Raw genomic sequence first — 22,434 nt, 5'->3', positions numbered from 1 at the left:
GCAGCCCCCCGCCCGCCGGGCCACAGTCGGCGGACCTGAAGCCGGAGTTCGACTGATGCGCCTGCGCCTATCCCTCGCCGCCCTGCCCCTCGTCCTTCTGGCTGCCTGCGGCGCGCCCGGCGGCGGCAGCCAGTTCCTGGCCCCCGGCGCCAGCTACACAGTCACGCAGATCGACGGCCGCCCCGCCCCCGAGGGCGTCACGCTGGAGGTGACCGAGACCGGCCGCATCGCGGGGCAGGCGCCCTGCAACCGCTACTTCGCCACCCTCGCGCCGACCGCGACCGGCATCGAGATCAGCGCCCCCGGCGTCACCCGCATGGCCTGCCTCGACCGCGAGCGGACGGCGGCCGAGACCGCATTCCTCGCCGCGCTGGAGGGTCCGCGCACGGTGCTGCCCGGCACCGCGCCCGGCCAACTGGCCCTGCGCGAGGGCAACCGCACGCGCCTCCTGCTGGTGCGGGCGCAATAGGCGCATGTTCCCGATCCGCGATCACAACCCGTCGGAAGGCACACCCTTCGTCACCTGGGCGCTGATCGCGGCGAACATCACGATCTACCTGATGACCCTGCCCGGCAGCCCGGGCGAGGAATGGTGGGTGCGCAACGCCCTCTACCCGATCGCCATAATGAACGGCGAGATGCTGACGGGGCTGGTGAGCCACATGTTCCTCCATGCGGGGCTGCTGCATCTGGGCGGGAACATGCTGTTCCTGTGGATCTTCGGCGACAACCTTGAAGAGCAGATGGGCCATGGCGGCTTCCTGGCCTTCTACCTCGCGGCCGGGCTGGCGGCGGCCGGGGCGCAGATGTGGTTCGACCCCTACTCGACCATCCCGATGGTCGGCGCCTCGGGCGCGATTGCGGGGGTGATGGGCGGCTACCTTCTGCTGTTCCCGCGCGCGAAAGTGGACGTGCTGGCGATCTTCATCATCTTCTTCAAGGTCTTCACCCTGCCGGCCTGGGTGATGCTGGGGATCTGGTTCGCCATACAGCTCTTCGGCGGCTTCAGCGTCGCCAGCGACCAGGGCGGCGTCGCCTACTGGGCCCATGCGGGCGGCTTCGCGGCGGGCGTGATCCTGGCCCTGCCGCTGCTGGCCCGCCTCGGGGGCCCAACCTTCTGGGCCCGCACCCACGGCCACCCGCCCCACCCCGAGACGCAATACACGGCCACCCGCATCCCCCGGGTCCGGCGCTAGGACCTTGCCGGGGGCGGTGCCGCGCCCGGCAGGCCCCATCGAGGGGCCGCCCGCGCGCCGGGGCTGCGCCCTGCGCCCACCTCAGCCCATCCGCCCGACGCTCATGTGCCGCTTGTGCCCGAAGCCCGGTAGGCGCCGCACCTCGAACCCCGCCGCTGCCAGTGCCCGCCGCACATGCCCTGCCGCCGTATAGGTCGCGAAGCTGCCGCCCGGTGCCGTGTGCGCGCCGACCGCGGCCATGAGATCGTCGCCCCACATCTCAGGGTTCTTCGCCGGCGAGAAGCCGTCGAGAAACCACGCATCCGCCTGCCCTTCCCAATCCGGCAGCGTCCGGCGCACATCGCCCAGCACCAGATCCAGCGTGACCTGCCCCACGCGGATCTGCGCGCCGCCCCACCCGTCCCGCAGCTGCGCGGCCAGGGGCGCCAGCGCCGGGAAGGCCGTATGCGCCTGCTCCAGCTGCGCCCGGCTCATGGGGAAGGCCTCGAAGCTGGTCATCCGCACCGGAACATCCGCCACCGCCGCCAGCGCAAGGCAGTTAAGCCCCGTCCCGAAGCCCAGCTCGCCGACATGAAAGCCCGGCCGCAGCCGCGCCGGCAGGTCGTTCCCGTCCAGAAACACATGCCGCGTCTCGGCCAGCCCGCCGCCGAGGCTGAAATAGGGATCGTCGAAGCGCATCGAGACCGGCACGCCCTCGCGCCAGTCCAGCGGCACCTCGCCATCGCCCGCCTGATCCTGTATCCCGTCCATCGCCGCAGCTAGGATAGGATCGCCCGCCGTGACAAGCCCCCCAAGCGTCACCGTGATCGGCGCCGGCATCTTCGGCCTCTCCTGCGCCTTCACGCTGGCCCGCCGCGGCGCCCGCGTGACGGTGCTGGAGGCCAAGCGCGTCGCCGCCGGGGCCTCGGGCGGCCATGTCGGCGCCCTCGCCCCCCACGCGCCCGAGAACTGGAACGAGAAGAAGGCGCTGCAGCTTGACAGCCTGCTGATGGCCCCGGCCTTCTGGGCCGAGGTCGAGGCTGCGTCGGGCCTGCCCACCGGCTACGCCCGCACCGGCCGCATCCAACCCGTCCCCGACGCCGCAACGGCCGACCGCCTCGGCCCGCGCATCGAGGCCGCCCGCACCCGATGGCCCTCGGGCCTCGCCATGGCGCTCACCGACAGCCCCGCAGGCGCGCTGGCCCCGCCCAGCCCCACCGGCCTCTGGCTGACCGACAGCCTGACCGCGCGCCTCAACCCGCGCGCCGCCTGCGCCGCCCTCGCCGCCGCCATCTGCGCCCTCGGCGGCCAGATCGCCCTGGGCGAGTGCGCCACCACCGTCACCGGCGCCGCCATTTGGGCCACCGGCGCTCCGGGACTTGAAGCGCTGACGCAAGACCTCGGCCGCCCCATCGGACAGGGCGTCAAGGGCCAGTCCCTCCTCCTCGATTACGCCGCCCCCGACAGCCCCCAGATCTTCGCCGACGGACTGCACATCGTGCCCCATGCCGACGGCACCACCGCCATCGGCTCCACCTCGGAAAACACCTACGCCCACGAAGACCCCGACGAGCAGGCCGAAGCCCTCCTCGCCCGCGCCATCGCCCTCTGCCCCCCGCTCGCCGAAGCGAAGGTCCTCGACATCTGGGCCGGCATCCGCCCCCGCGCCCGCTCGCGCGCCCCGATCCTCGCGCCCCACCCCGGCCGCCCCGGCCAGATCATTGCCAACGGCGGCTTCAAGATCGGCTTCGGCATGGCGCCCCTCATCGCCGCCCGTGCCGCCGACCTCGTCCTCACCGGCCAGGCGGATCTGCCGCCGACCTTCGCCCTTCCCTGACATCTTCTGTGCGAAAATATCCCCGGGGGAGTCCCGCAGGGACGGGGGCAGCGCCCCCTCTTGCGGCGCCTCCCGCCCCGCGCGACACTCGGGGCCAAAGCCGGAGACGCACATGACCTCGCCCCTCGATCAAGCCTTCGCCGCCATCGACGCCGCCAATGCGCAGGACCCGAACCTCGACGACGGCCAGCCGTCGGAACTGCTCTATGGCCAGCGCATGACCGACGAGCAGCGCCGCCTCTTCCCCGATGCCTCGGACGTCCTGCAGATCGCCTGCCGCGGCCAGCATATCGAGCGCTGGACCCTGCCCCGCAGCGCATTTCCCGAAGGCCGCCCCGGCTACCTGCAATGGCGCCAGGAACAAGGTCGCCGCCATGCCGAGCGCGTCGCCGCAATCATGGCCGAGGCCGGCTACCCGGAGGCTGACCAGGCCCAGGCCCGCAAGCTTCTGACCAAGCAGGGCATCAAGCGCGACCCCGAGGTGCAGGCGCTCGAGGATGTCATCTGCTTCACCTTCATCCGCTGGTACCTCGGCGATTTCGCCCCCAAGCAGCCGGATCACAAGCTGCCCCGCATCATCGAGAAGACCGCCCGGAAGATGTCCCCCGAGGCCCGCGCCCGGGCGCTGCGCGAGTTCGACATCCCCGAGGCCTTTGCCGCCTATTTCCGCGACGAGGGCACGGCCGAGGGCCATGACGCCGCCGTCATCGTCTCGCACGGCCAGCCCGGCGATCCCGAGCCCCAGCAGCAGGCCATCGAGGCCCTTGCGGCCGAGGTCGCCCGCCACCTGCCCGGCCTCACCGTCCGCGGCGCCACCCTCGCCATGCCCGGCGCCCTTCAAGCTGCCACCACCTCGCGCAGCCTCGTCTACCCGATGTTCATGGCCGAGGGTTGGTTCACCGGCATCGAGCTGCCCCGCCGCCTGACCGAGGCCGGCGCGCCCGGCGCCCATATCACCCGCCCCTTCGGCGCCGATCCGGGCCTGCCGGACCTCATCATCGCCAAGGCGCACCAGGCGGCCAAGCAGCAGGGATGGGCGCCCGAAGAGGTGACGCTGCTGCTGACCGCGCACGGCTCGCAGCGCAGCCAGGCTAGCTTCACCATCACCGAGGCGCTGGCCGCCACGCTCGCCCCCCATTTCGCCCGCGTCGTCACCGGCTATGTCGAGCAGACGCCCTTCATCAAGGACTCCGCCTTGGGCCTCTCCCGCGCCATCAGCCTGCCCCTTTTCGCCCTGCGCGCCGAGCATGTGCTCGACGACCTGCCCGAGGCGCTGGACGAGGCCGGCTTCGACGGCCCGCGCCTCGACCCTATCGGCCTTGCCCCCGAGGCGCCCGAGATGATCGCCCGCGCCATCCGCAGCGAATGGGACCGCCAGCCATGACCTCGGACGCGCTTCCCGCCTATGACCCCGCCGCCGAGGGCGCGCGCATGTCCTTCGACGGGCGCATGTCCTATGGCGACTATCTCGGCCTCGACGCAATCCTGACGGCCCAGCACCCGCTGTCGCAGGCGCATGACGAGCTGCTCTTCATCATCCAGCACCAGACCAGCGAGCTGTGGATGAAGCTGGCCCTGCACGAGCTGGCCGCCGCCCGCCGCCACATCGCCGCGGGCGATCTGCGCCCGGCCTTCAAGATGCTGGCCCGCGTCGCCCGGATCATGGAGCAGCTCAACTCGGCTTGGGACGTGCTGCGGACGATGACCCCAAGCGAGTACCAGCTCTTCCGCCCCGCGCTGGCCGAAAGCAGCGGCTTCCAGTCCTTCCAGTATCGCATGATCGAGTTCGTCGCCGGCAACCGCAACATGGCGATGCTCGGCCCCCACGCCCACCGCGCCGACCTGGCGGGCCCGCTGAGGGACGAGGCCGCGCGCCCCTCGCTCTACGACGAGGTGCTGGCCCGGCTCGCCACGGCCGGCTTCGACGTCCCGCCCCGCGCCCGCCTCGACGTGCCGCACCAGCCCGACGCCAAGGCCCGCGCGGCCTGGGCCGAGGTCTACCGCGACCCGCAGCAGCACTGGGAGCTGTACGAGCTGGCCGAGAAGCTGGTCGATTTCGAGGACTACTTCCGCCGCTGGCGCTTCAACCACGTCACCACGGTCGAGCGGGTGATCGGCTTCAAGCGCGGCTCCGGCGGCACCTCGGGCGTCAGCTACCTGCGCCGGATGCTCGACGTCGTCTTGTTCCCCGACCTGTGGGACCTGCGCTCGGACCTCTAGGCAGGCCGCGCATAGTAGGCGTAGCTTCCCGCCTCGCGGAAGCCGAGGCGGTCATACAGCGCCAGCGCCCCGGCATTGGCGCGGCTGACCGCCAGCGCCAGCCGGGATGCACCTTGCCCGTCCGCCCATTCCGCCGCCTGCCGCACGATCCAGGCGCCGACGCCCTTGCGGCGGAAGGCCGGCACCACCTCGATGCCATGCAGCATCGCCACTTCGCGCAAGGCCGCGACGAAGCCCGCACCTGCCGCCCGGTCCGCGATCCGCGCGAGGATCGCCGCCTTCGGCAGCGCCACCCGCGCCATCACCGCCTGCCGCGCCGGTGTGATGTTGCCCTCGGCCCAGATCTGCCGCTGGACCGCCAAGGGCGGCCAGACCGCGAAGCAGCGCATCACCGGCAGCGGCGGCTCGGCCAGCGCCCGGGCCTCGGCCTCCAGCACCAGCGTCGGGATCTCGGGCGCATAGCCCCGCGCCGCCAGCACCCGGATCAGCGCCGCATCCGTGTCGCAGACCCGGAACACCGCCCGCTGGCCCCAGCCTTCATGAACCGCCTCGGCCGCGGCGATGTCCGCCTCGGCCCACGCCCCCGCGACGCGCGCCGAGCTGACCCGTCCGCCGGCCCCAAGGCCTCGCCCGACAAGGAACCCGCCCGCGCGCGCCGTCTCGGCCGCCGGCCAGCTGGCCTCGAAGGCCTCGGCCAGGGCCGCGTCGATCACAGCTTCAGCCGCGCCTTCAAGGCATCCATCGCCTCGGCCACGCGCGCCTCGTCGAGGCCCCGCACGACAAGGTTCGTGCCCCACCCGCTCTGGTCGTGGAACGGATAGGAGCCGAGCGACAGGTCGGCATATTCCCCCGCCACCGCCTTCAGATCCTCGGCCACGTCGCTCTCCCCGCGCCGCACCTCGACCGAGAGCGACTGCACCGGCCGCCCCGCCCCGAGCCGCGGCAGCAGCCAGTCCACCATCGCGCGGAACACCTCGGGCACGCCGGCCATCACATGCGTCCGGCCGATGGAAAAGCCCGGCGCGGCCGAGACCGCGTTGTCGATCAGCGTGGCGCCGACCGGGATGCGCGCCATGCGCAGGCGGTTCTCGGTCAGCGGCACGCCCATCCGCGCGCAGCGGGCCTCCAGCAGGGCGCGCGCCTCGGGATGGATCTCGACCGTGGTGCCATGGGCGTCCGCCACCGCGTCGGCGGTGATGTCGTCATGCGTCGGCCCGATCCCGCCCGAGGTGAACAGCAGGTCGTAATCTCCTCCGAGGCTGCCATCCAACGCCCGGATCGCCGCCACGATGCGGTCATGGTCGTCCGACACCACGCGGATCTCGCGCAGGTCGAAGCCGGTCGCGCTGAGGACCTGCGCCAGGTGATGGGCGTTGCCCTCGCGCGTGCGGCCGGACAGGATCTCGTCCCCGATGACCAGGATGGCGGCTGTGGGATTGTCGGACTGCATGGCGGGCCCTCTGGCTGTTGCACGATCCTTCTATGCCCGCGCGCGGGACTGGAACAAGTGCGGCAAGGCGTCTATCTATCCACGATGACGAAAGGACCGGCCATGGACGACATCCGCACCACCCGCGAGGGTATCCGCATCCACCCGAGCGCGGATTTCGACGGCATGCGCCGGGCCGGCCGCGTCGCCGCGCAGATCCTGGACGAGGTCGGCGCGCTGGTCGAGCCGGGCGTCACCACCGGCGCGCTGGACGACTTCATCCGCAGCCGGATCGAGGAGCTGGGCGTCACCTCGGCCACCATCGGCTATCGCGGCTACCAGCATGCCAGCTGCATCAGCGTGAACCACGTCGTCTGCCACGGCATTCCGGGCGACAAGCTGCTGGCCAATGGCGACATCCTGAACATCGACGTGACGGTGATCGTGGAAGGCTGGTTCGGCGACACCAGCCGCATGTATGTCGCCGGCCGCGCCCCCATCAAGGCGCAGCGCCTCCTCCAGGTCACCCATGACGCGCTGATGAAGGGGATCGAGGCGGTCCGCCCCGGCGCCACCTTCGGCGACATCGGCCACGCGATCCAGACCCATGCGGAAAACCACCGCATGTCGATCGTCCGCGACTTCTGCGGCCACGGCATCGGAAAACAGTTCCACGCGCCGCCGAACGTCCTGCATTTCGGCCGTCCTGGCAAAGGCCCTGTGCTGGAAGAAGGCATGTTCTTCACCATTGAGCCGATGGTGAATCTCGGCCGCCCCGAGACGAAGGTGCTCGCCGACGACTGGACCGCCGTCACGCGCGACAAGTCCCTCTCCGCCCAGTTCGAGCACTCGATCGGTGTCACCGCCGACGGCTGCGAGATCTTCACCCCGTCGGACAGGTTCTTCCCCGACCTCGGCTGATCACCTCATCTTCTGTGCAGAGATATCCCGCGGGGGGTCCGGGGGGCGCGAAGCCCCCCGGACCCCCCGCGGGACGCAACTCAGGCGCGGCCGGCGGCGGCAGACAGCATCGAGGGGTTGATGCCCTGCGCGCGCAGGGCGCGGCCCCACTTGTCCTCGTGCGAGGCGTCGAAGATCAGTTCCTCGGCGCCCTCGCCCGTCAGCCAGCCATTCGCCAGCATCTCGGTCTCCAGCTGGCCCGGTCCCCATCCCGCGTAACCAAGCGCCAGCACCGCCGATTCCGGCCCCTCGCCATGGGCCAGGTCCTCCAGGATGTCGCGGGTGGTCGTCATCGCCAGCGCCCGGCCGATCCGCAGCCGACCCTCGGGGTCGTCGCCATGCTCGGGCACCTTGTGCAGCACGAAGCCGCGCCCCGGCTCGACCGGGCCGCCAAAGCGGACCTCGATCCGGCGGGCGCTGTCATCGGCCTCGATGCCCAGCTGCTCCAGAAGGTCGGCAAAGCCGATCTCGGGCAGGGGTCGGTTGATCACCAGTCCCATCGCACCATCCTCGGAATGGGCGCAGATAAGCAGCACCGAGCGATCGAAGCGCGGATCGGCCATGCCGGGCATCGCGATCAGGATCTTTCCGGTGAGGTTGCCCGCATCGGGCGCTGCGTGATCTTGGGTCATGATCTCTCCTTCGATCCTCAACATCGGAACCCCCGGCACGGGTTGCAAGCGTTGCGCGGATTTGTGACTCCCGCCACCGCCGCTGGCGCGCTATGTCTCGGCGATGACCCGATTTCTTGCAGTTCTGATCGCGCTGACGCCAGTCGCCGCTCCCGCCGCCGAACCCGAGCCGCTGCCGCTTGGGCTGCAATCGGCGCGGCTGCTGCCCGGCTGGACGGCCGAGGACGGCAGCCGCATCGCCGCGCTGGAGCTGGTGCTGGAGCCCGGCTGGAAGACCTATTGGCGCAGCCCCGGCGACAGCGGCCTGCCGCCCAGCTTCGCGTGGGAGGGCTCGCGCAACCTCGGCGAGGTGACCTTCCACTGGCCCGCGCCCGAGGCGATCCAGTCGGGGGGCGTGGCCGAGCTGGGCTATCACGACCGGCTGGTCCTGCCCTTCACCGCCCTGCCTGCGGACCCCGGCAAGCCCATCGCGCTGTCCATGCAGGCCGATCTCGGCCTGTGCGAGAACATTTGCGTGCCCGCCCATCTGGACCTGACCGCGCCGGGCGCGACGGCGACGCGGGACGCGCGCATCCTCAACGCGCTGGCCGCTGCGCCCGAGCCGCTGGCCGACCAGCCCGCCTGCCGGATCGAGGAGATCGCGGACGGGCTGCGCATCACGGTCGCCCTGCCCAGGCCGGCCGAGCTGGCCGCGCTGGAGGTGACCAGCCGGGACGATCTGTGGATCTCGGGCGCGCAGATCGCCGGGGCAGAGGCCAGCGCCGAGCTGGTCGGCCCCGAGGCCGCGCCCTTCCCGCTGGACCCCGGCCACCTGCGCCTGACCGCCATCGGCGCGGGCGGCGCGGTCGAGACGACCGGCTGCCGCCTCTAGGCGCGGGCCGCTCCGCCGCGCCGGGTCAGCACCAGCCCCGCCGCCACCGCGATCCCCAGCAGCGCCAGGACATAGGCGCCCAAGGCGCCGCTGATGCTGCTCAGCGGCCACCAGCCGGGCAGCGCCACGCCAAGCGCGGGCAGAACCGTGACCGGCAGCAGCGTCACCGCGAAGGCCAGCGCCGCCGCGATCGAGGCCGCGCGCACCCCGCCGCCGATCCGCCGCGCGCCGAGGCCGCGGCGGAAGCCCTGCCGCGCCCGGCCGATATCGGCGCCGATTGCCAGCACCGCAGGCACCACCAGCAGAACGACGATCATCCCGAAGGCAAGGCCATAGGCCAGCGTCACCACCGTCGGCTTGAGGAACAGCGCCTGCGAGGACCGCTCGTAGAGCAGCGGCGCGAGGCCCAGGACCGTCGTTGCCGTGGTCAGCAGCACCGGGCGGAACCGGTCGGCGACCGCGTCCATGATGGCGGGGCGCAGCCCCCGGTCCTTGGCGTATTCGTCGATGGTCGAGATCAGCACGATCGAGTCGTTGATGATGATCCCCGACATGCCGATCAGCCCGACGATCGAGAACATGGTCATCGGCAACTGCCAGACATGGTGCCCCCAGACCGCGCCGATGAGGCCGAAGGGAATGACCGACATCACCACCAGGGGCCGCGTCCAGCTGGCGAAGATCCAGGCCAGCACCATGTAGATCCCGACCAGCGCCAGCGCGAAACCGGACAGCGCGTCGCCCAGGAACTCTTGCTCCTGCTCGGCGAGGCCGGTCACGTCGTAGTTGATGCCGAACTCGGCCGCGATCTGCGGCATCAGCTCGGCCTGCAGGATCTGCGTGATCTCGGCCGCGCGGGCCGGATCGTCGTCGGCGATGTCCCCGGTGACCGAGATCATCCGCTCGCCATTCTCGCGCCGCACGACGGAGAAGCCTGCCGCAGTGTCCACCGTCACGATGTCGGCCAGCGGCACCCACTGCCCCGAGGCCGTCCGCATCACCATCCGGTCCAGGAAATCGCCGCGCCGCTCGTCCTCGGGCAGCTCGACCGTGATCGCGCCGGTGCGGGTGCCGACAGGGAAGGTCGCCGCCTCGATCCCGCCGAGCCGCTGGCGCAGCTCGCGCGCGAGGCCCTGCGTGGTGAAGCCGAGCGCCTCGCCCTGCGCGGTCAGGTTCAGCGCCAGCTCGTCCTTGTCGTAGTCCATGCTGTCTTCCAGCGCCGAGACTTCGGGGAAGGCGGCCAGCCGCAGCTTCAGCGCCTCGGCCGCCTCCTTCAGCGTCGCCGCATCCGCGCCGGTCATGCGGACCGAGATCGCGTCGCCCCCCGGCCCCGAGCGGAAGCCGCGGAAGCTGATCGTCTCGAGCCGCGGGTCGGTCGGCATGGCGTCCTGGAGCGCGGCGACCAGCTCGAAGCTGGAATAGGGGCGGTAGTCGGGGTCGATCAGCTCGATCTGCACTGCGCCCAGGAGGTCCGGCTCCTTCGTCTCGGCGCCCGGCAGGGGGCGGCCGGAATTGCCGCCGAGGATGGTCATGGAATGCACGATCGGGTTGATGCCGTATTCCGCCTCGTATTCCGCGGCGACGCGGTCCACGGCCGCCTGCACGCCGTTCATGACGCGCAGCGTGTCCTCGCGACTCGCGCCCGGCAGCATCGCGAAGTTGCCGGTCACGCTGCCCTGCTCGGGCGCGTCGAAGAAGCGCCAGGGCACGGTGCCCGTCGCCAGAGTCGCCACCGACCACGACAGGCCCACCACCGTCAGCGCGATGGCAGGGTAGCGGAAGGCCAGCAGCGCCCGCGTCACCGGCCGGATCACGTGCAGCACGAAGCGGTCGAGCCAGTGGTTCACGAATTGCGAGGGGCGGTCATACCAGCGAACCTTGGCCGAGTTCGCCAGCGCATGGGCCATGTGGTTCGGCAGCACGAGGAAACACTCGACCAGCGAGGCGGCCAGCACCAGGATCACCGTCCAGGGGATGTCGCCCACCATCGTGCCGAAGCGCCCGCCGATCATCACGAGGCCGGCAAAGGCGATGACCGTCGTCAGCGTGGACGAGATGACCGGCGCGCTCATCCGCTGCGCCGCCCGCTCGGCCGCGACCTTGGGCGGCTCGCCCAGCTTGCGGTGGCGGTAGTCGGCATGCTCGCCCACGACGATCGCATCGTCCACGATGATCCCGAGCGTCAGGATCAGCGCGAACAGCGAGATCATGTTGATCGTCATGCCGAAGGCATACATTAGCGCGACGGCGGCCAGCAGCGCCGCCGGGATGCCCGCCGCGACCCAGATCGCGGTGCGGGCATTGAGGAACAGGAACAGCAGCCCCAGCACCAGCCCGAGGCCCAGAAGCGCGTTGTCCAGAAGCAGCGTCAGCCGGGCCGAGATCTGCTCGGCCCGGGCGCGGACCAGTTCCATCTCGACGCCGGCGGGCAGCGCGGAGGCCATCTCGGCCACCACCGCCTCGACGTCGCGCTGCATGCCGATCGCGTCGCCCGAGGCGCTGCGCTCGACCCCCACCATGACGGCGGGGTTGCCGGCGACGAAATAGGCCGTCTCGCGGTCGATGCCCGAGCCGCGGACCTCGGCCACGTCGCCGACGGTCAGCTGCGAGCCGTCCGGCAGCGCCTTCAGCACCAGCGCGGCGACGGCCGCGGGGCTGCGCGTCTCGGCGCCCGTGCGCACCCGCGCCGCGCCCGAGGCGACATCGCCCGCAGGGGTGGCGGCGGCGGCCGCGGCGATGACGCTGGCCACCTCCTCCATCGTGACGTCGTGGCGGACGAGATCGGTCATGCGCAGCTCGACCAGCGTCTCGGGCGCGGTCAGTCCCGTCACGGTCAGCCGCGTCACCCCGCGGGCATAGAGTCGGTTCGACAGATCGTCCGCGATCCGGCCCAGCTGGTCCAGCCCGACCGGGCCGGCGATCACCACGTCCGCGACCCGGTCGCGCCAGGCGCGGCGGCTGATCTGCGGGTCTTCGGTCCCCTCGGGCAGGTCGCCGGCGCCGGCGATGGCGGCCTCGACCTCGGACATGGCGCGGGACATGTCCCAGCCCGGCTCGAACTCCATCCGCACGCGGGCCGAGCCCTGCGTCGCCTGCGAGGTGGTCAGCGCGACGCCCTCGACCCCCATCAGCGCCGGCTCCAGCACCGCCACGACGGACTGGTCCACGTCATCGGCGCCCGCCCCGTCCCACCGGACGTTGACGTCGATTTCCTGCACGACGCTGTCGGGGAAGAACTGCGCGCGCAGCTTCGGCGCGGCATAGAGCCCCGCCACCACCATCACCAGCAGGACAAGGTTCGCCAGCGTCCGGTGGCGCACGAACAGCGACAGGATGCCCCGGCCCGGCGCCGGACCCTCAGCCACGACCGGCCTCGCGCTGCGCCTGCTGCGCCGCCGGTGCGGGCCCCGCCGCCCCGTCCGAGGCTGTCCCCCCGCGCCGGGCCGAGGCGTCGGTGCCGGGCGGCCCGCTGGGTGCGGCGCCGGCGGCAGGTTCGCCCTCGGCCGCGTCCCGCACGCGGATGCCGGTGCCCAGTTGCGGCGCCCGCTCGGCCACGATGCGCGCCCCGGCGAGCGCCGCGGGAACCGCGATCACCACGTCGTCGCCCTGCCGCCGCAGCACCTCGACCGGCTGCGCGAGAAGGCGGTCATCCTCGTCCACGACCAGCACCGCGCCATCGCCGCCGACCGCGGCCGAGGGGATCAGCGCGGCATCGGCCAGCACCGGCTCGGCGATCTCGGCGCGCACGAAGTCGCCCGGGCGCAGCGCCTCAGGCCCCTCGGTCACGCGGGCGAAGACGATGCGGCCGCTGCCGCCCTCGGCGACCGAGGCGGCGGCGCGGTCCAGCACCGCCTCGGCCGAGAGCCGGCCGGAGGTGCCGTCCAGCACCACCGTCACCGGCGTGCCCTGGATCTGCCGGCCGCCGGCAACGAGCCGGGCGAACTGGTCCAGCGACAGCGGGATCTGCACCTCAAGCGCCGTCGGATCGATGATGCTGGCGAGCTGCTCGTTCAGGCTGACCAGCCCGCCCTCGACGGCCGAGACCGCGGTCACCCGGCCGTCGAAGCCGGCGCGGATCTCGGTATCGGCCAGCGCCCGGCGCGCCTCGGCCAAGGCAATGTCGGCGCGGCGCAGCGCGTTTTCGGCGGCGGTGATGGCGCTTTCGGCATCGGCCAAAGCCGCACGCCGCGAGATGACGGCCTGCTCGGCTGTCGAGGCGGCCAGTTCCGTCGCCTCGCGCTCGGTGCTGGTGCCTAGGCCGCGGCCGCTGAGGTCCCTCTGGCGCGTGGCGGCGGCCTCGCGCAGCTCGAACTGACGCTCGGCGGCGGCCAGGTCAGCGGCGGCGATGGTGACGCTGCGCCGGGCGTCGGCCAGCGTGCCCTCGGCATCGGCCCGCTCGGCCTCGCGGCTTTCCAGCGCCGCCTGCGCGGCCGAGGGGTCGATCCGCACCAGCACCTGGCCCGCCGAGACCGTGCCGCCCTCGAACATCGCCTCGTCGAGATAGACGATCTGCCCCGCCGCCCCGGCCCGCAGCTCGAGCTGGCGACGCGACTGGATCGTGCCGAAGACGCGCATCAGGGGCTGCACCTCGCCGGGCTCGACAGTCAGCAGGCGCGCCGAATAGACCTGCTCGGCCGGGGCACGGGCCGGACCCCCGCCCGCGCGCCGCTGCTCGACCGCCTGCCACAGCTGGAAGACGGCCAGAAACAGCAGGCCGAAGGTCAGGAATGTCAGGAACAGCCCGGCGAGGCTGCGGGTGAGAAAGCGCATGGAGGCAGGTCCACCTGTCCGTTGTTCCGGTCTGGCGCATGATGCGGAACCGAAGGCTAAACGGAAAGCGCTTCCAGCCGTTCCGCCAGCGACAACAGGTCGCCCCATGCCTCGCGCTTGGCGGGCGGGTTCGCCAGCAGGTAGCTCGGGGGCATCATCGGCAGCGCCGGGCGCCCGAAGGCCTGCACCCACTGGCCGCGCAGGCGCATGATGCCCTGCTGGCCGATGCCCGCCTGGCAGGCGGCATTGCCCATCAGCACGATCAGATCGGGGCCGGCAAGCTCGATCTGGCGGCGCAGGAAGGGCAGGCTCACGGCAATTTCATCGGCCGAGGGGTCGCGATTGCCGGGCGGACGCCAGCAAAGCGTGTTCGTGATGTAGAGCGCGCGCTCGGCATCAACCGAATCGCGCGCAAGGCCGATCGCGGCAAACATCTTGTCCAGCATCTGCCCGGCGCGCCCGACGAAGGGACGGCCCTGGCTGTCCTCGTCATCGCCCGGCGCGTCGCCGAGGATCAGCACGCGGGCGCCGGGCCGGCCGTCGGCGCAGCAGAAGCGGCGGGCGCCCTTCTTCAGCTCGATCCCGTCGAAAGCCTCCTGCGCCGCGGCCAGCGCCTCGAGGCTGCCTGCGGCCGCGGCAAGGGCCTCGGCTTCGGCGATACGAGCGGACAGATCATCCGCGGCGGCGGGCATGGCAGCGGCGGCGGCCACGGGCGCCGCCATCGGCGCGGGCGCGGCCGCCGGCGCCGGCGGATCGAGCCGGGCGGGCAGCTCGAACCGGTCCAACGGCGCGTCGAGCACGGGCACGTCGACGCCCATCTCGAGCTGCCATTCCAGCAGGGCCAGCGCGACCTCGGCGTCCAGCTCGTCTTCGCGATATGTGGGCGATCCGTCCATGCGGGCAGAGGCTAGGCCGCGGCCCGCCCCTAGTCCACCACCAGCATGTAGCCGGTGCCGCGGACGGTCTGCAGGAAGCGCGGCTCGCGCGGGTCCGCCTCGATTTTGCGGCGCAGGCGCGTGATCTGCACGTCGATGGCGCGCTCGCTGTTCTCGGCCTCCTCGCCCTGCCCGCCGCGACCCAGGTCGTCGATCAGCTCGGCGCGGCTGACCGCGTGGCCCCGGCTGGCGGCCAGGCGCCGCAGCAGAGCCTGCTCGGTGCCGGTCAGGCGCAGGGGGGCGTCGCCGTTCCACAGCTCGCCCTTTTCGGTGTCATAGCGCAGCGCGCCGAGCGTCAGGAACTTCGGCTGCGCGACTTCCAGCGCCGGCACGCGGCGCAGGATCGCGGCGATGCGCAGCAGCAGCTCGCGCGGCTCGAAGGGCTTGGGCAGATAGTCGTCCGCGCCGCTTTCGAGCCCGCTGATCCGGTCCTCGATCTCGCCCTTGGCCGTCAGCAGCAGGATCGGCGTGTCCAGCCGCTTGCGCAGGTCCCGCGTCAGCGACAGCCCGTCCTCGCCCGGCATCATCACGTCCAGCACGATCAGGTCGAACTCTAGCCCCGCCAACAACCGCCGGGCCTGCGCGGCGTCGCGCGCCATGCTGACCATGTAGCCGCTCTTGCGCAGGAAGCGCCCCAGCAGGGACCGGATGCGTTCGTCGTCATCGACGATCAGGATATGGGCGTCCGGCGTGGTCATGGGGTCTCAGCGATCCTCGGGCAGTTCCTTCATGGCCTGATACTGCGCCCGCGTCTCGGGGTCCATCATCGCCTCCAGCACCTGGCGGAAGCCGCTGACCGCCTGCGGCCCTGCCTTGCGATAGGCGGCTCGCATCCGCGCCCGCTGCGCCTCGGACAGGCGCCGCTCCAGCGCGGTGCCCTGCTGCGTCAGGTGCAGCTGCCGCTCGCGCCGGTCGCGCCGGCCGATGCGGCTTTCCACCAGCCCGTCCTCGATCAGCGTCCGCAGCACGCGGTTCAGAGACTGCTTCGTGACGCCCAGCACCGCCAGCAGCGCCGTGACAGTCAGCCCCGGCTCGCGGTTGATGAAATGCAGCGCGCGGTGATGGGCGCGGCCATAGTCCATCTCGCCCAGGATCATGTCGGGATCGGCGGTGAAGGCGCGGTAGGCGAAGAACATCGCCTCGATCCCGCGCCGCAGCTGGTCGTCCGTCAGGAACAGCAGATCCTCGCCCACCATCGTCTGGATCCGCGCCTTTTCCTGCATTTCCAGCCCTTTCGCGTCATATGGCAGCGTTGTTGACTTTCTACGCTTCGATTGCTAGCCGTCAAGAGCTTGCGTAACAAATTGCCAATCCTGCCTCGCAGAACGCAAGAATCGCAAAAGGGGCGGCGGACGGAGAACAAGATGACGGCGGCTTACGACGATCGCGACGGCAAGATCTGGATGGACGGCGAACTGGTCGAGTGGCGCGACGCGAAGGTGCATGTGCTGAGCCACGCGCTGCATTACGCCAGCTCGGTCTTCGAGGGCGAGCGCTGCTATGACGGCAAGATCTTCAAGAGCCACGAGCATTCGCTGCGCCTGATCGAGTCGGGCCGCCTCCTGGACATGCCGATCCCCTATTCTGCCGAAGAGATCGACGCCGCCAAGGAAGAGGTCCTAAAGGCCAACGGCTTCGAGAACGCCTATGTCCGCGTGGTCGCCTGGCGCGGCTCGGGACCGGACATGGGCGTGTCGGCCTCGCGGAACCCGGTGCGGATGGCCGTCTGTGCCTGGGAATGGGGCAGCTATTACGGCGATGCCAAGTGGCAGGGCGCGAAGCTGGACGTCGCCAAGTGGAAGCGCCCCTCGCCCGAGACCATCCCGACTGCCGCCAAGGCCGCCGGCCTCTACATGATCTGCACCATGTCCAAGCACGCGGCCGAGGCCAAGGGCTGCTCGGACGCGCTGTTCATGGACTGGGAGGGCTACGTCGCCGAGGCCACCGGCGCCAATATCTTCTTCGTCAAGGACGGGGAAATCCACACGCCGCTGGCCGACCGCTTCCTGAACGGCATCACCCGCCAGACCGTGATCGAGATGCTCAAGGACAAGGGCTTCACCGTCCACGAGCGCCGCATCCTGCCCGACGAGTTGGAGGGTTTCAGCGAGTGCTGGCTGACCGGCACCGCCGCCGAGGTGACGCCCGTGGGCCAGATCGGCGACTGGCACTTCCAGGTCGGCCAAATCACGCGGCAGGTCGCCGCCGACTACGAGGCGCTGGTGCGCGCCTGATCCACCTGCGCCGCCGCCGCTCTCATCCGCGGCGGCGCTTGCGGGCAGCACATGCAGTCCGAGTGAAGACGTTTGGCAGCAGGCACGTGTCTCTGCGATGATCAGGCCGCTGCTCGTCGCCTCAAGAGCTGCCGTGGAACGGCTCGAAAGAGCCTATCGCCCCCGGCCGCAGCGATGTCGGCCTCACCACTTACGGAGGCAACGCTTCTACCGAAGGCTCGGGGGCTCGAGACCTTCCTCAAAGCGGCTGACCCCTAACCATTCGCGGCCTCCGATCTGCAACACGTAACGTTAACCTCAACGCCGTCGCATCCGCTGGATACGACAGCCCGACCGTTCGAACAGGCTGAAGCTTCCCCACCTCTGGACGATCGCAGTCTAAGCCGGGTGCCAATCCTGCGGCACCCAGTCCAGCCCCGTCATTCGATTACAAGATCCGCGTGCAGCGCGCCGGCGGCATGAATCGATTTCAAGATGCTGATCATGTCGCGCGGCCGCACCCCGAGCGCATTCAGTCCGCCCACCAGGTCGCTCAGGCTCGTCTGCCCTCCGACCTCCGCAAAGCCGATCCCTGGCTCCTCGCGCAGTTCGACGGCCGTGCGCGGCACGGTCACTGTCTCGCCCGCCGCGAAGGGGTTCGGCTGCGAGACCATCGGAGCCTCGCTGACCCGCAGTGTCAGGCTCCCTTGCGACACGGCAACGCGCGAGATCCTCACCCGCTCGCCGACAACGATCGTCCCCGACTTGTGGTCGATCACGACCTTCGCTCGATCCTCGGGCTCGATCAGAAGGTTCTCGATCCGTCCGACGACGCGCGCCGGATTGACACTGCCGAGATTGCGGAAGCTGACCATGACGGTTCCGCTGTCCATGGTGACCGCAAGCTGGCGGCCGAAGTCGCTGTTGATCGCGTCCTCGACACGTGCCGCCGTGGTGAAATCGGGGTTACGCAGCGCGATCCTGATGTTGTCGATGCTCGAGAAGTCAAACTCCACCTCTCGCTCCACCCGGGCACCTCCCGGAATCGTACCCGTTGTCGGAACCCCGTCCACCGCGCGCGCCGCGTCTCCGCTGACAGATGCACCGCCTGCCAGGATCGAGCCTTGCGCGACTGCATAGATGTTGCCATCCGCCGCCTTCAACGGTGTCATGACCAGCGTCCCGCCGAGCAGGCTCTTGGCGTCGCCAATGGCCGAGACTCCGACTGAGATCCGGCTTCCCGAGCGGGCGAAGGGCGGCAACGTCGCGGTCACGATGACCGCTGCGACGTTCTTGGACCGCAGCGCTTCATCGGTCACGTTGACGCCAAGGCGTTCCAGAAGCCCCGCAAGCATCTCCTCGGTGAATGGCGCGTTCCGAAAGCCGTCGCCAGTTCCGTCCAGACCAACGACGAGCCCATAGCCGACAAGATCGTTCCCGCGCACCCCATCGAACTCTGCCAGGTCTTTGATCCTGACAGGCGAGCCGTGTGCCGTCGTCACCACAAGGCACAATGTGACGATCCAAGCGAGGAACCGGCTCATCGCAGGTAGTCCACGAGCTTCAGCTTCGAAAGTCGCGCAGTAACGGCATATAGCGTCTCCAGCTGACCATCGACTTCCTTCAGTGCCGCTGCAGTTTCGAAGGCGTCGACGCTGCGGATCTCGGCTCGCGACAGCTCAAGCGTTGACATGGCGGCAGCGCTCGTGCTCCTCGCCCTGTCGACAACCTGCTCCGTCAGGCCGATGCGCCCCTTCTCCCCGATGAGGCCGTGCTCGGCCGCGAGCAGGCTGCGGCCAGCCATCCCCAGCAGCGCGCCGCGCTGATCCTGCTGCCCCGGCAGAACCCCTCGGTCAAGGATTGCGGCCATCGCCAGCCCCTTCAGGACATCACGAACAGCAGGCGATGCGGCCGATGTTCCGATGGCCACGGACATGTCCTCCGCCACCTTGATCTGCTGGCTTTGTCCGAGTGTCCCCGCGTACGCATTGTCCAAGAAGCCGTTGCCGCCCGGTGGAGCATCGAACCATGCCGTGATGGCGCTGGCGATCTCGCCTGCGTCCGTCATTCCAGAGGTCACCGTCGCCAAGCGGTCAAGCATCTGTGCCGCCGATGCCAGCGGCGGGCGATCGGATGCCAGTCCGGACAACAGGAAACGCCCGCCCACGGCACCATTCAGGCGCTGAACCGCCCCGTCGAAAATCATCGTGGCGTGGTTGGCGCGTATCGCGAGCGCGTCGTTCGCATCGCGGAACGGATCGGTGGCAAGTTCGACCCCCAGATGCGCCGCGTCCTGACGGACGGCCTCGAGCACGTCCTGAAGGCCCCGCGTCAGCATGGCAGCGTCCGATGCGTTCCGCTGATACTGCGCCATCGACGCAAGGCGCGCCTCGATGCTGCTCAGCGTCAGCGTGTTGCCGTTCAATCGCTTGCCAACATCGGCAGTCTCGCCGCTCGCCATTTCACTGCTCAAGGTGGTCATGGTCGACTTCAGGCGGCCGGTGGCCATCTGCAGTGCGTAGGCACGGGCTTGATCGCCAACATTGTAGATCGACATTTTACATCCTCAGCAGGTAGTTGAGCATCTCGTCGATGGCCTGGATCACGCGGGCATTGGCGGCGTAGGCTTGTTCGTACTGGAGAAGCCGCTGCATCTCCGCGTCACTGTCGACACCGTCTGCCATCTGCCGCGATTGAAGCAGCGAATAGCGCACGCTGGTGACGGCGAGGCCGCCTTCGCCTTCGACGCGCGCTGAGACGGTCCTTGCTCCGACGGTTGCGAAGCGAGCGGCGAGCGACGCGGTACCGGTAAAGGTACTGCCGGGTCGAGGGGGCTCGGGAGCATTGAGCGCCTCCAAAAGCCCGAAGAGGACCGAGGATTTCGAGGCAGGCTCAGGACCGCTGGCCGTGATGCCGGCTCGAAGACGCCAAGGCTCTCCGCCAGCCGAAGGATCGACGGAGCCGTTGATGGCAAGGCGAGATGCAAGACCCAATGGCACAACCGGCCCCGCTGGCTGTGCGCGGTCGATGAAAATGCCTGACTGGCCGGGTGCCAGACTGGGATCGACCTGCGGATCGGACAGTCGCGTATGGAGATCGACCGCGAGCGCATCGAGGTCGTTCTGCAGTCTTGGCGCAAGACGGTCGCGGATATCAAAATGGGCGCCGAGGGATCCGCCGGCGAAGAGACGAAGCTGATCCGGTGCGATCTCCTGTCCGTTGAAGACGAGGCTCGCGAGGCCGATACCGAGCGATTGTTCCGGTTGCACCTGGCCCACCGGGCTGAAGCCGAGGCGGGAGGGCGATGTTCCATCCAGAAGAACGGCACCTTCGCGGGTGAAGAGGGCGACAGCACTACCCTCTCGCAGGACCTGCTGGATCGGAAGGATCGTCGCGATGCGATCGACGACGACCTGCCGCTCGTCCTGGAGCGAGGATGAATCGTGCCCCTCGGCCTGCGTGGCCGCGATCCGCCGGTTCAGGTAGACGACCCGGTCCAGGGACGAGTTGATGAGCGCCACCTCGCTTGAGATCGCCTGTTCCGCCTCCGTCCGGGCAGCCTGAACCGCGTTGGACGCGGCATTGAGACGTCCTGCTAGGGCCACCGCGCCATGAGCCACTTCTGCCAAGCGCAGCTCGTCGTCAGGTCGTGCGGCAGCCGAAGAGAGCGCAGCCTGAAATCGCGACAGCGCCGTCTCAAGGCCATGTGCCTCGCCTGGAAGCCCGATCACCTGCTCCATCTGACGCAGATGTGCCACCCGCGTCGACGCATCCGATCGGGAGGCGGCAGCGCCCCGCGCCTCTGCCAGAAGACCGGCATTCACGTGGCGGATGATGCCGTCGACGCGGACGCCTCCGAAGTTCCCGCCAAGGCTCTGGGGGCTGAGGGCAACCTCGCGGCGCGCATAGCCCGGGGTCATGACGTTGGCGAGGTTCGCGGCGACCGTCTCGGTCCCCCGTGAGGTGGCCGAAAGCCCGGTCAAGGCATTGGAGAGGGCGCGGGCGATACTCATCATTAAACTCCGGAGCGCGGGCCTTGGGCCCTACCGCTTGATGTTGGTGGTTTCCTGCAGCATCTCGTCGACCGTCTGGATGATCTTGGCGTTCGACGAATAGGCGCGCTGCGTGGTGATGAGCTCGGTCAGCTCCTGCGCCACGTCGGTCGTGGAAGCCTCGCGTGCATAGCCGAGGATATTGCCGGTCGGGCCGTCGCCTGCGTCCCAGAGAAAGAAGCTTCCCGAGATGGGCGAGATCTTGAAGGACTGGCCGTCGGTCGTGATGAGCCCGTTGGGGTTAGGCACGTCGACCAGCGGGATCTGGTAGAGGCGCTTGATGAACCCGGTGTCGTAGCTGGCGCGAATGAAGCCGTCCTGATCGATCTCGACCGAGACGAGGTTGCCGACCGGCGAGCCGTTCTTCACGATGTTGGTCGGGGAGAAACTAGCCGAGAGCTGCTTGAGCCCGGCACCGCCGCCGGGCACGCCCACGAACATCGAGATCCCCCCGCCACCGACGTTGAGCTGAACGGTCCCGTTCGCCCTATCGTACTCTGCGCCGTCGAGCGCGATCACGTCGACGATGCTGCCGCCGAGCGCCTGCGTGTCATTGAAGATCACCCTATAGGAGGCGATCGGGTTGGCGGCCGGATCCGTCGCCGAGTCGCTGATGGTCATGGTCCAGGTGTTCGACATTCCGACGCCCGTGGCGAGGGTTGGCTCGAACTTGACGTCGAGATATTCTGCAGTGCCGAGGTTCCCGTAGTACTCGACGCGCAGAGGCAGCTCGGCGCCCGACGAGCCCGCTCGCGTTTCGGTGGCCGGGAGGTTCACGCCAAGCGAGATGCGGTTCGTCGGATCGCCCGAGGCCTGGTTCGTCTGGATCCGGACGGGTTCCAGTGTGCCGACCGTGTCGCGCGAAGCCAGAGGCACGTTGCCGTTCGAATCGACCGCCCATCCCAGCAGAACCAGGCCGCCATCGGTGCGCAGGATGCCGTTTTGATCGGCCCGGAAGGAGCCGGTGCGCGTCATCATGAACGGCATCTGGCTCATGCCGTTGTCGAGGTCGGCGGCACTGGTGACCGGCAGGAAGCCACGGCCAGAAATCGCGAGGTCGAGCGGGTTGGTCGTCGTTGTAAGAGCCCCATCCTCGTCGATGATGCGCGAGGTGGTGACGCGGACGCCGCCGGCCGAGTAGAGGCCGGCGACACGCGTCTGGTTCAGCACGATGGAGTGGAATTCGGATTCGACGCGCTTGTAGCCGAAGGTGCCCGAGTTCGCGATGTTGTCGGAGATCGTCCCGAGGCGGGAGGAGTTGGCCGCGAGGCCGGAAACCCCGGCATTCATGGCGGAGGACAGAGACATGAAGCGACCCTTTCTAATGCGTCTTTCGGCGA

At 69.9% G+C, this 22,434-nt stretch carries 20 protein-coding genes and 1 pseudogene; 8 read left to right on the top strand and 13 right to left on the bottom strand.

The window, feature by feature from the left end; translation table 11 throughout:
- Nucleotides 1-55: 55 nt before the first annotated feature.
- Both BLP73_RS13435 and BLP73_RS13430 read left to right on the top strand, forming a co-directional pair.
- Nucleotides 56-469, top strand: a complete 414-nt coding sequence (locus BLP73_RS13435; protein WP_090745544.1) for an META domain-containing protein — start codon at nucleotides 56-58, stop codon at nucleotides 467-469.
- A 4-nt stretch (nucleotides 470-473) separates the two neighbouring features.
- Entirely contained in the window at nucleotides 474-1,196 is a 723-nt protein-coding gene (locus tag BLP73_RS13430; protein ID WP_090745541.1) for a rhomboid family intramembrane serine protease, read from the top strand.
- An 81-nt stretch (nucleotides 1,197-1,277) separates the two neighbouring features.
- Here the strand turns inward: BLP73_RS13430 and mnmC2 are convergent, their stop codons facing one another.
- Nucleotides 1,278-1,946, bottom strand: a complete 669-nt coding sequence (gene mnmC2 / locus BLP73_RS13425; RefSeq protein ID WP_139165968.1) for a tRNA (5-methylaminomethyl-2-thiouridine)(34)-methyltransferase MnmC2 — start codon at nucleotides 1,944-1,946, stop codon at nucleotides 1,278-1,280.
- Between the two features lie 28 nt (nucleotides 1,947-1,974).
- Here mnmC2 and BLP73_RS13420 point away from each other — a divergent pair, with 28 nt between their 5' ends.
- The 3 genes and pseudogenes from BLP73_RS13420 (at nucleotide 1,975) to BLP73_RS13405 (ending at nucleotide 5,232) form a co-directional block, all read left to right on the top strand.
- Nucleotides 1,975-3,012 (top strand): NAD(P)/FAD-dependent oxidoreductase, encoded by a 1,038-nt coding sequence (locus BLP73_RS13420; protein ID WP_090745538.1) that lies wholly within the window; start codon nucleotides 1,975-1,977, stop codon nucleotides 3,010-3,012.
- 112 nt (nucleotides 3,013-3,124) lie between these two features.
- Nucleotides 3,125-3,682 (top strand): annotated as a pseudogene (locus tag BLP73_RS13415) (DUF4202 domain-containing protein); the annotation flags it as partial.
- A 695-nt stretch (nucleotides 3,683-4,377) separates the two neighbouring features.
- Nucleotides 4,378-5,232 (top strand): tryptophan 2,3-dioxygenase, encoded by an 855-nt coding sequence (locus BLP73_RS13405; RefSeq protein ID WP_245686673.1) that lies wholly within the window; start codon nucleotides 4,378-4,380, stop codon nucleotides 5,230-5,232.
- Here BLP73_RS13405 and BLP73_RS13400 read toward each other — a convergent pair.
- Entirely contained in the window at nucleotides 5,229-5,945 is a 717-nt protein-coding gene (locus BLP73_RS13400; protein ID WP_090745532.1) for a GNAT family N-acetyltransferase, read from the bottom strand. The two genes, BLP73_RS13405 and BLP73_RS13400, sit on opposite strands and share 4 nt — an antisense overlap.
- Complete coding sequence (locus BLP73_RS13395) at nucleotides 5,942-6,682, bottom strand: competence/damage-inducible protein A (protein WP_090745530.1); 741 nt, start codon at nucleotides 6,680-6,682, stop codon at nucleotides 5,942-5,944. Before BLP73_RS13395 ends, BLP73_RS13400 begins: the two co-directional genes overlap by 4 nt.
- Nucleotides 6,683-6,766: 84 nt before the next feature.
- On the opposite strand from BLP73_RS13395, the gene map reads away from it, so the two are divergent.
- Nucleotides 6,767-7,582, top strand: a complete 816-nt coding sequence (map, locus tag BLP73_RS13390) for a type I methionyl aminopeptidase (protein ID WP_425415693.1) — start codon at nucleotides 6,767-6,769, stop codon at nucleotides 7,580-7,582.
- A gap of 80 nt (nucleotides 7,583-7,662) precedes the next feature.
- On the opposite strand, the gene BLP73_RS13385 is transcribed toward map, so the two are convergent.
- The gene (locus tag BLP73_RS13385; RefSeq protein ID WP_090745525.1) at nucleotides 7,663-8,253 is read right to left on the bottom strand and encodes a YqgE/AlgH family protein; all 591 of its coding nucleotides are present in this window, start codon (nucleotides 8,251-8,253) and stop codon (nucleotides 7,663-7,665) included.
- Between the two features lie 103 nt (nucleotides 8,254-8,356).
- On the opposite strand from BLP73_RS13385, the gene BLP73_RS13380 reads away from it, so the two are divergent.
- Nucleotides 8,357-9,124, top strand: a complete 768-nt coding sequence (locus BLP73_RS13380) for a protein-disulfide reductase DsbD domain-containing protein (protein WP_090745522.1) — start codon at nucleotides 8,357-8,359, stop codon at nucleotides 9,122-9,124.
- On the opposite strand, the gene BLP73_RS13375 is transcribed toward BLP73_RS13380, so the two are convergent.
- The 5 genes from BLP73_RS13375 to BLP73_RS13355 are packed head-to-tail and all read right to left on the bottom strand — an operon-like array spanning nucleotide 9,121 to nucleotide 16,052.
- Nucleotides 9,121-12,489: an efflux RND transporter permease subunit gene (locus BLP73_RS13375; protein WP_090745519.1), complete on the bottom strand. Its 3,369-nt coding sequence runs from the start codon at nucleotides 12,487-12,489 to the stop codon at nucleotides 9,121-9,123. The two genes, BLP73_RS13380 and BLP73_RS13375, sit on opposite strands and share 4 nt — an antisense overlap.
- On the bottom strand, nucleotides 12,482-13,894 hold the full coding sequence (locus BLP73_RS13370; protein ID WP_175453361.1) for an efflux RND transporter periplasmic adaptor subunit: 1,413 nt from the start codon (nucleotides 13,892-13,894) through the stop codon (nucleotides 12,482-12,484). Before BLP73_RS13370 ends, BLP73_RS13375 begins: the two co-directional genes overlap by 8 nt.
- Nucleotides 13,895-13,950: 56 nt before the next feature.
- Nucleotides 13,951-14,790, bottom strand: a complete 840-nt coding sequence (locus BLP73_RS13365) for a uracil-DNA glycosylase (RefSeq protein ID WP_090745514.1) — start codon at nucleotides 14,788-14,790, stop codon at nucleotides 13,951-13,953.
- 29 nt (nucleotides 14,791-14,819) lie between these two features.
- Entirely contained in the window at nucleotides 14,820-15,527 is a 708-nt protein-coding gene (locus BLP73_RS13360; protein WP_090745511.1) for a response regulator, read from the bottom strand.
- Nucleotides 15,528-15,533: 6 nt separating this feature from the next.
- On the bottom strand, nucleotides 15,534-16,052 hold the full coding sequence (locus tag BLP73_RS13355; RefSeq protein WP_245686672.1) for a MarR family winged helix-turn-helix transcriptional regulator: 519 nt from the start codon (nucleotides 16,050-16,052) through the stop codon (nucleotides 15,534-15,536).
- Nucleotides 16,053-16,193: 141 nt separating this feature from the next.
- On the opposite strand from BLP73_RS13355, the gene BLP73_RS13350 reads away from it, so the two are divergent.
- Nucleotides 16,194-17,063 (top strand): branched-chain amino acid aminotransferase, encoded by an 870-nt coding sequence (locus tag BLP73_RS13350; RefSeq protein WP_090745508.1) that lies wholly within the window; start codon nucleotides 16,194-16,196, stop codon nucleotides 17,061-17,063.
- A 419-nt stretch (nucleotides 17,064-17,482) separates the two neighbouring features.
- On the opposite strand, the gene BLP73_RS13345 is transcribed toward BLP73_RS13350, so the two are convergent.
- Genes BLP73_RS13345 through BLP73_RS13330 form a run of 4 tightly spaced genes read right to left on the bottom strand, consistent with a single transcriptional unit; the run spans nucleotide 17,483 to nucleotide 22,402 of the window.
- The gene (locus BLP73_RS13345; protein ID WP_090745505.1) at nucleotides 17,483-18,586 is read right to left on the bottom strand and encodes a flagellar basal body P-ring protein FlgI; all 1,104 of its coding nucleotides are present in this window, start codon (nucleotides 18,584-18,586) and stop codon (nucleotides 17,483-17,485) included.
- A complete protein-coding gene (locus tag BLP73_RS13340; RefSeq protein ID WP_090745502.1) occupies nucleotides 18,583-19,599 on the bottom strand; it encodes a hypothetical protein in 1,017 nt (338 codons plus the stop codon). The genes BLP73_RS13345 and BLP73_RS13340 overlap by 4 nt, the downstream gene beginning before the upstream one ends.
- A gap of 1 nt (nucleotide 19,600) precedes the next feature.
- Nucleotides 19,601-21,055 carry a FlgK family flagellar hook-associated protein gene (locus tag BLP73_RS13335; RefSeq protein WP_175453360.1) on the bottom strand — a complete coding sequence of 485 codons (1,455 nt, stop codon included), beginning with the start codon at nucleotides 21,053-21,055 and terminating at the stop codon, nucleotides 19,601-19,603.
- A 30-nt stretch (nucleotides 21,056-21,085) separates the two neighbouring features.
- Nucleotides 21,086-22,402 carry a flagellar hook protein FlgE gene (locus BLP73_RS13330; protein ID WP_090745496.1) on the bottom strand — a complete coding sequence of 439 codons (1,317 nt, stop codon included), beginning with the start codon at nucleotides 22,400-22,402 and terminating at the stop codon, nucleotides 21,086-21,088.
- Nucleotides 22,403-22,434 lie beyond the last annotated feature (32 nt).

Origin of the sequence: Paracoccus tibetensis (assembly GCF_900102505.1) — a bacterium.
GTDB lineage: Bacteria > Pseudomonadota > Alphaproteobacteria > Rhodobacterales > Rhodobacteraceae > Paracoccus > Paracoccus tibetensis.
Note: the sequence above shows the minus strand (reverse complement) of the source record. Positions and strands in the feature narration are given on the sequence as shown.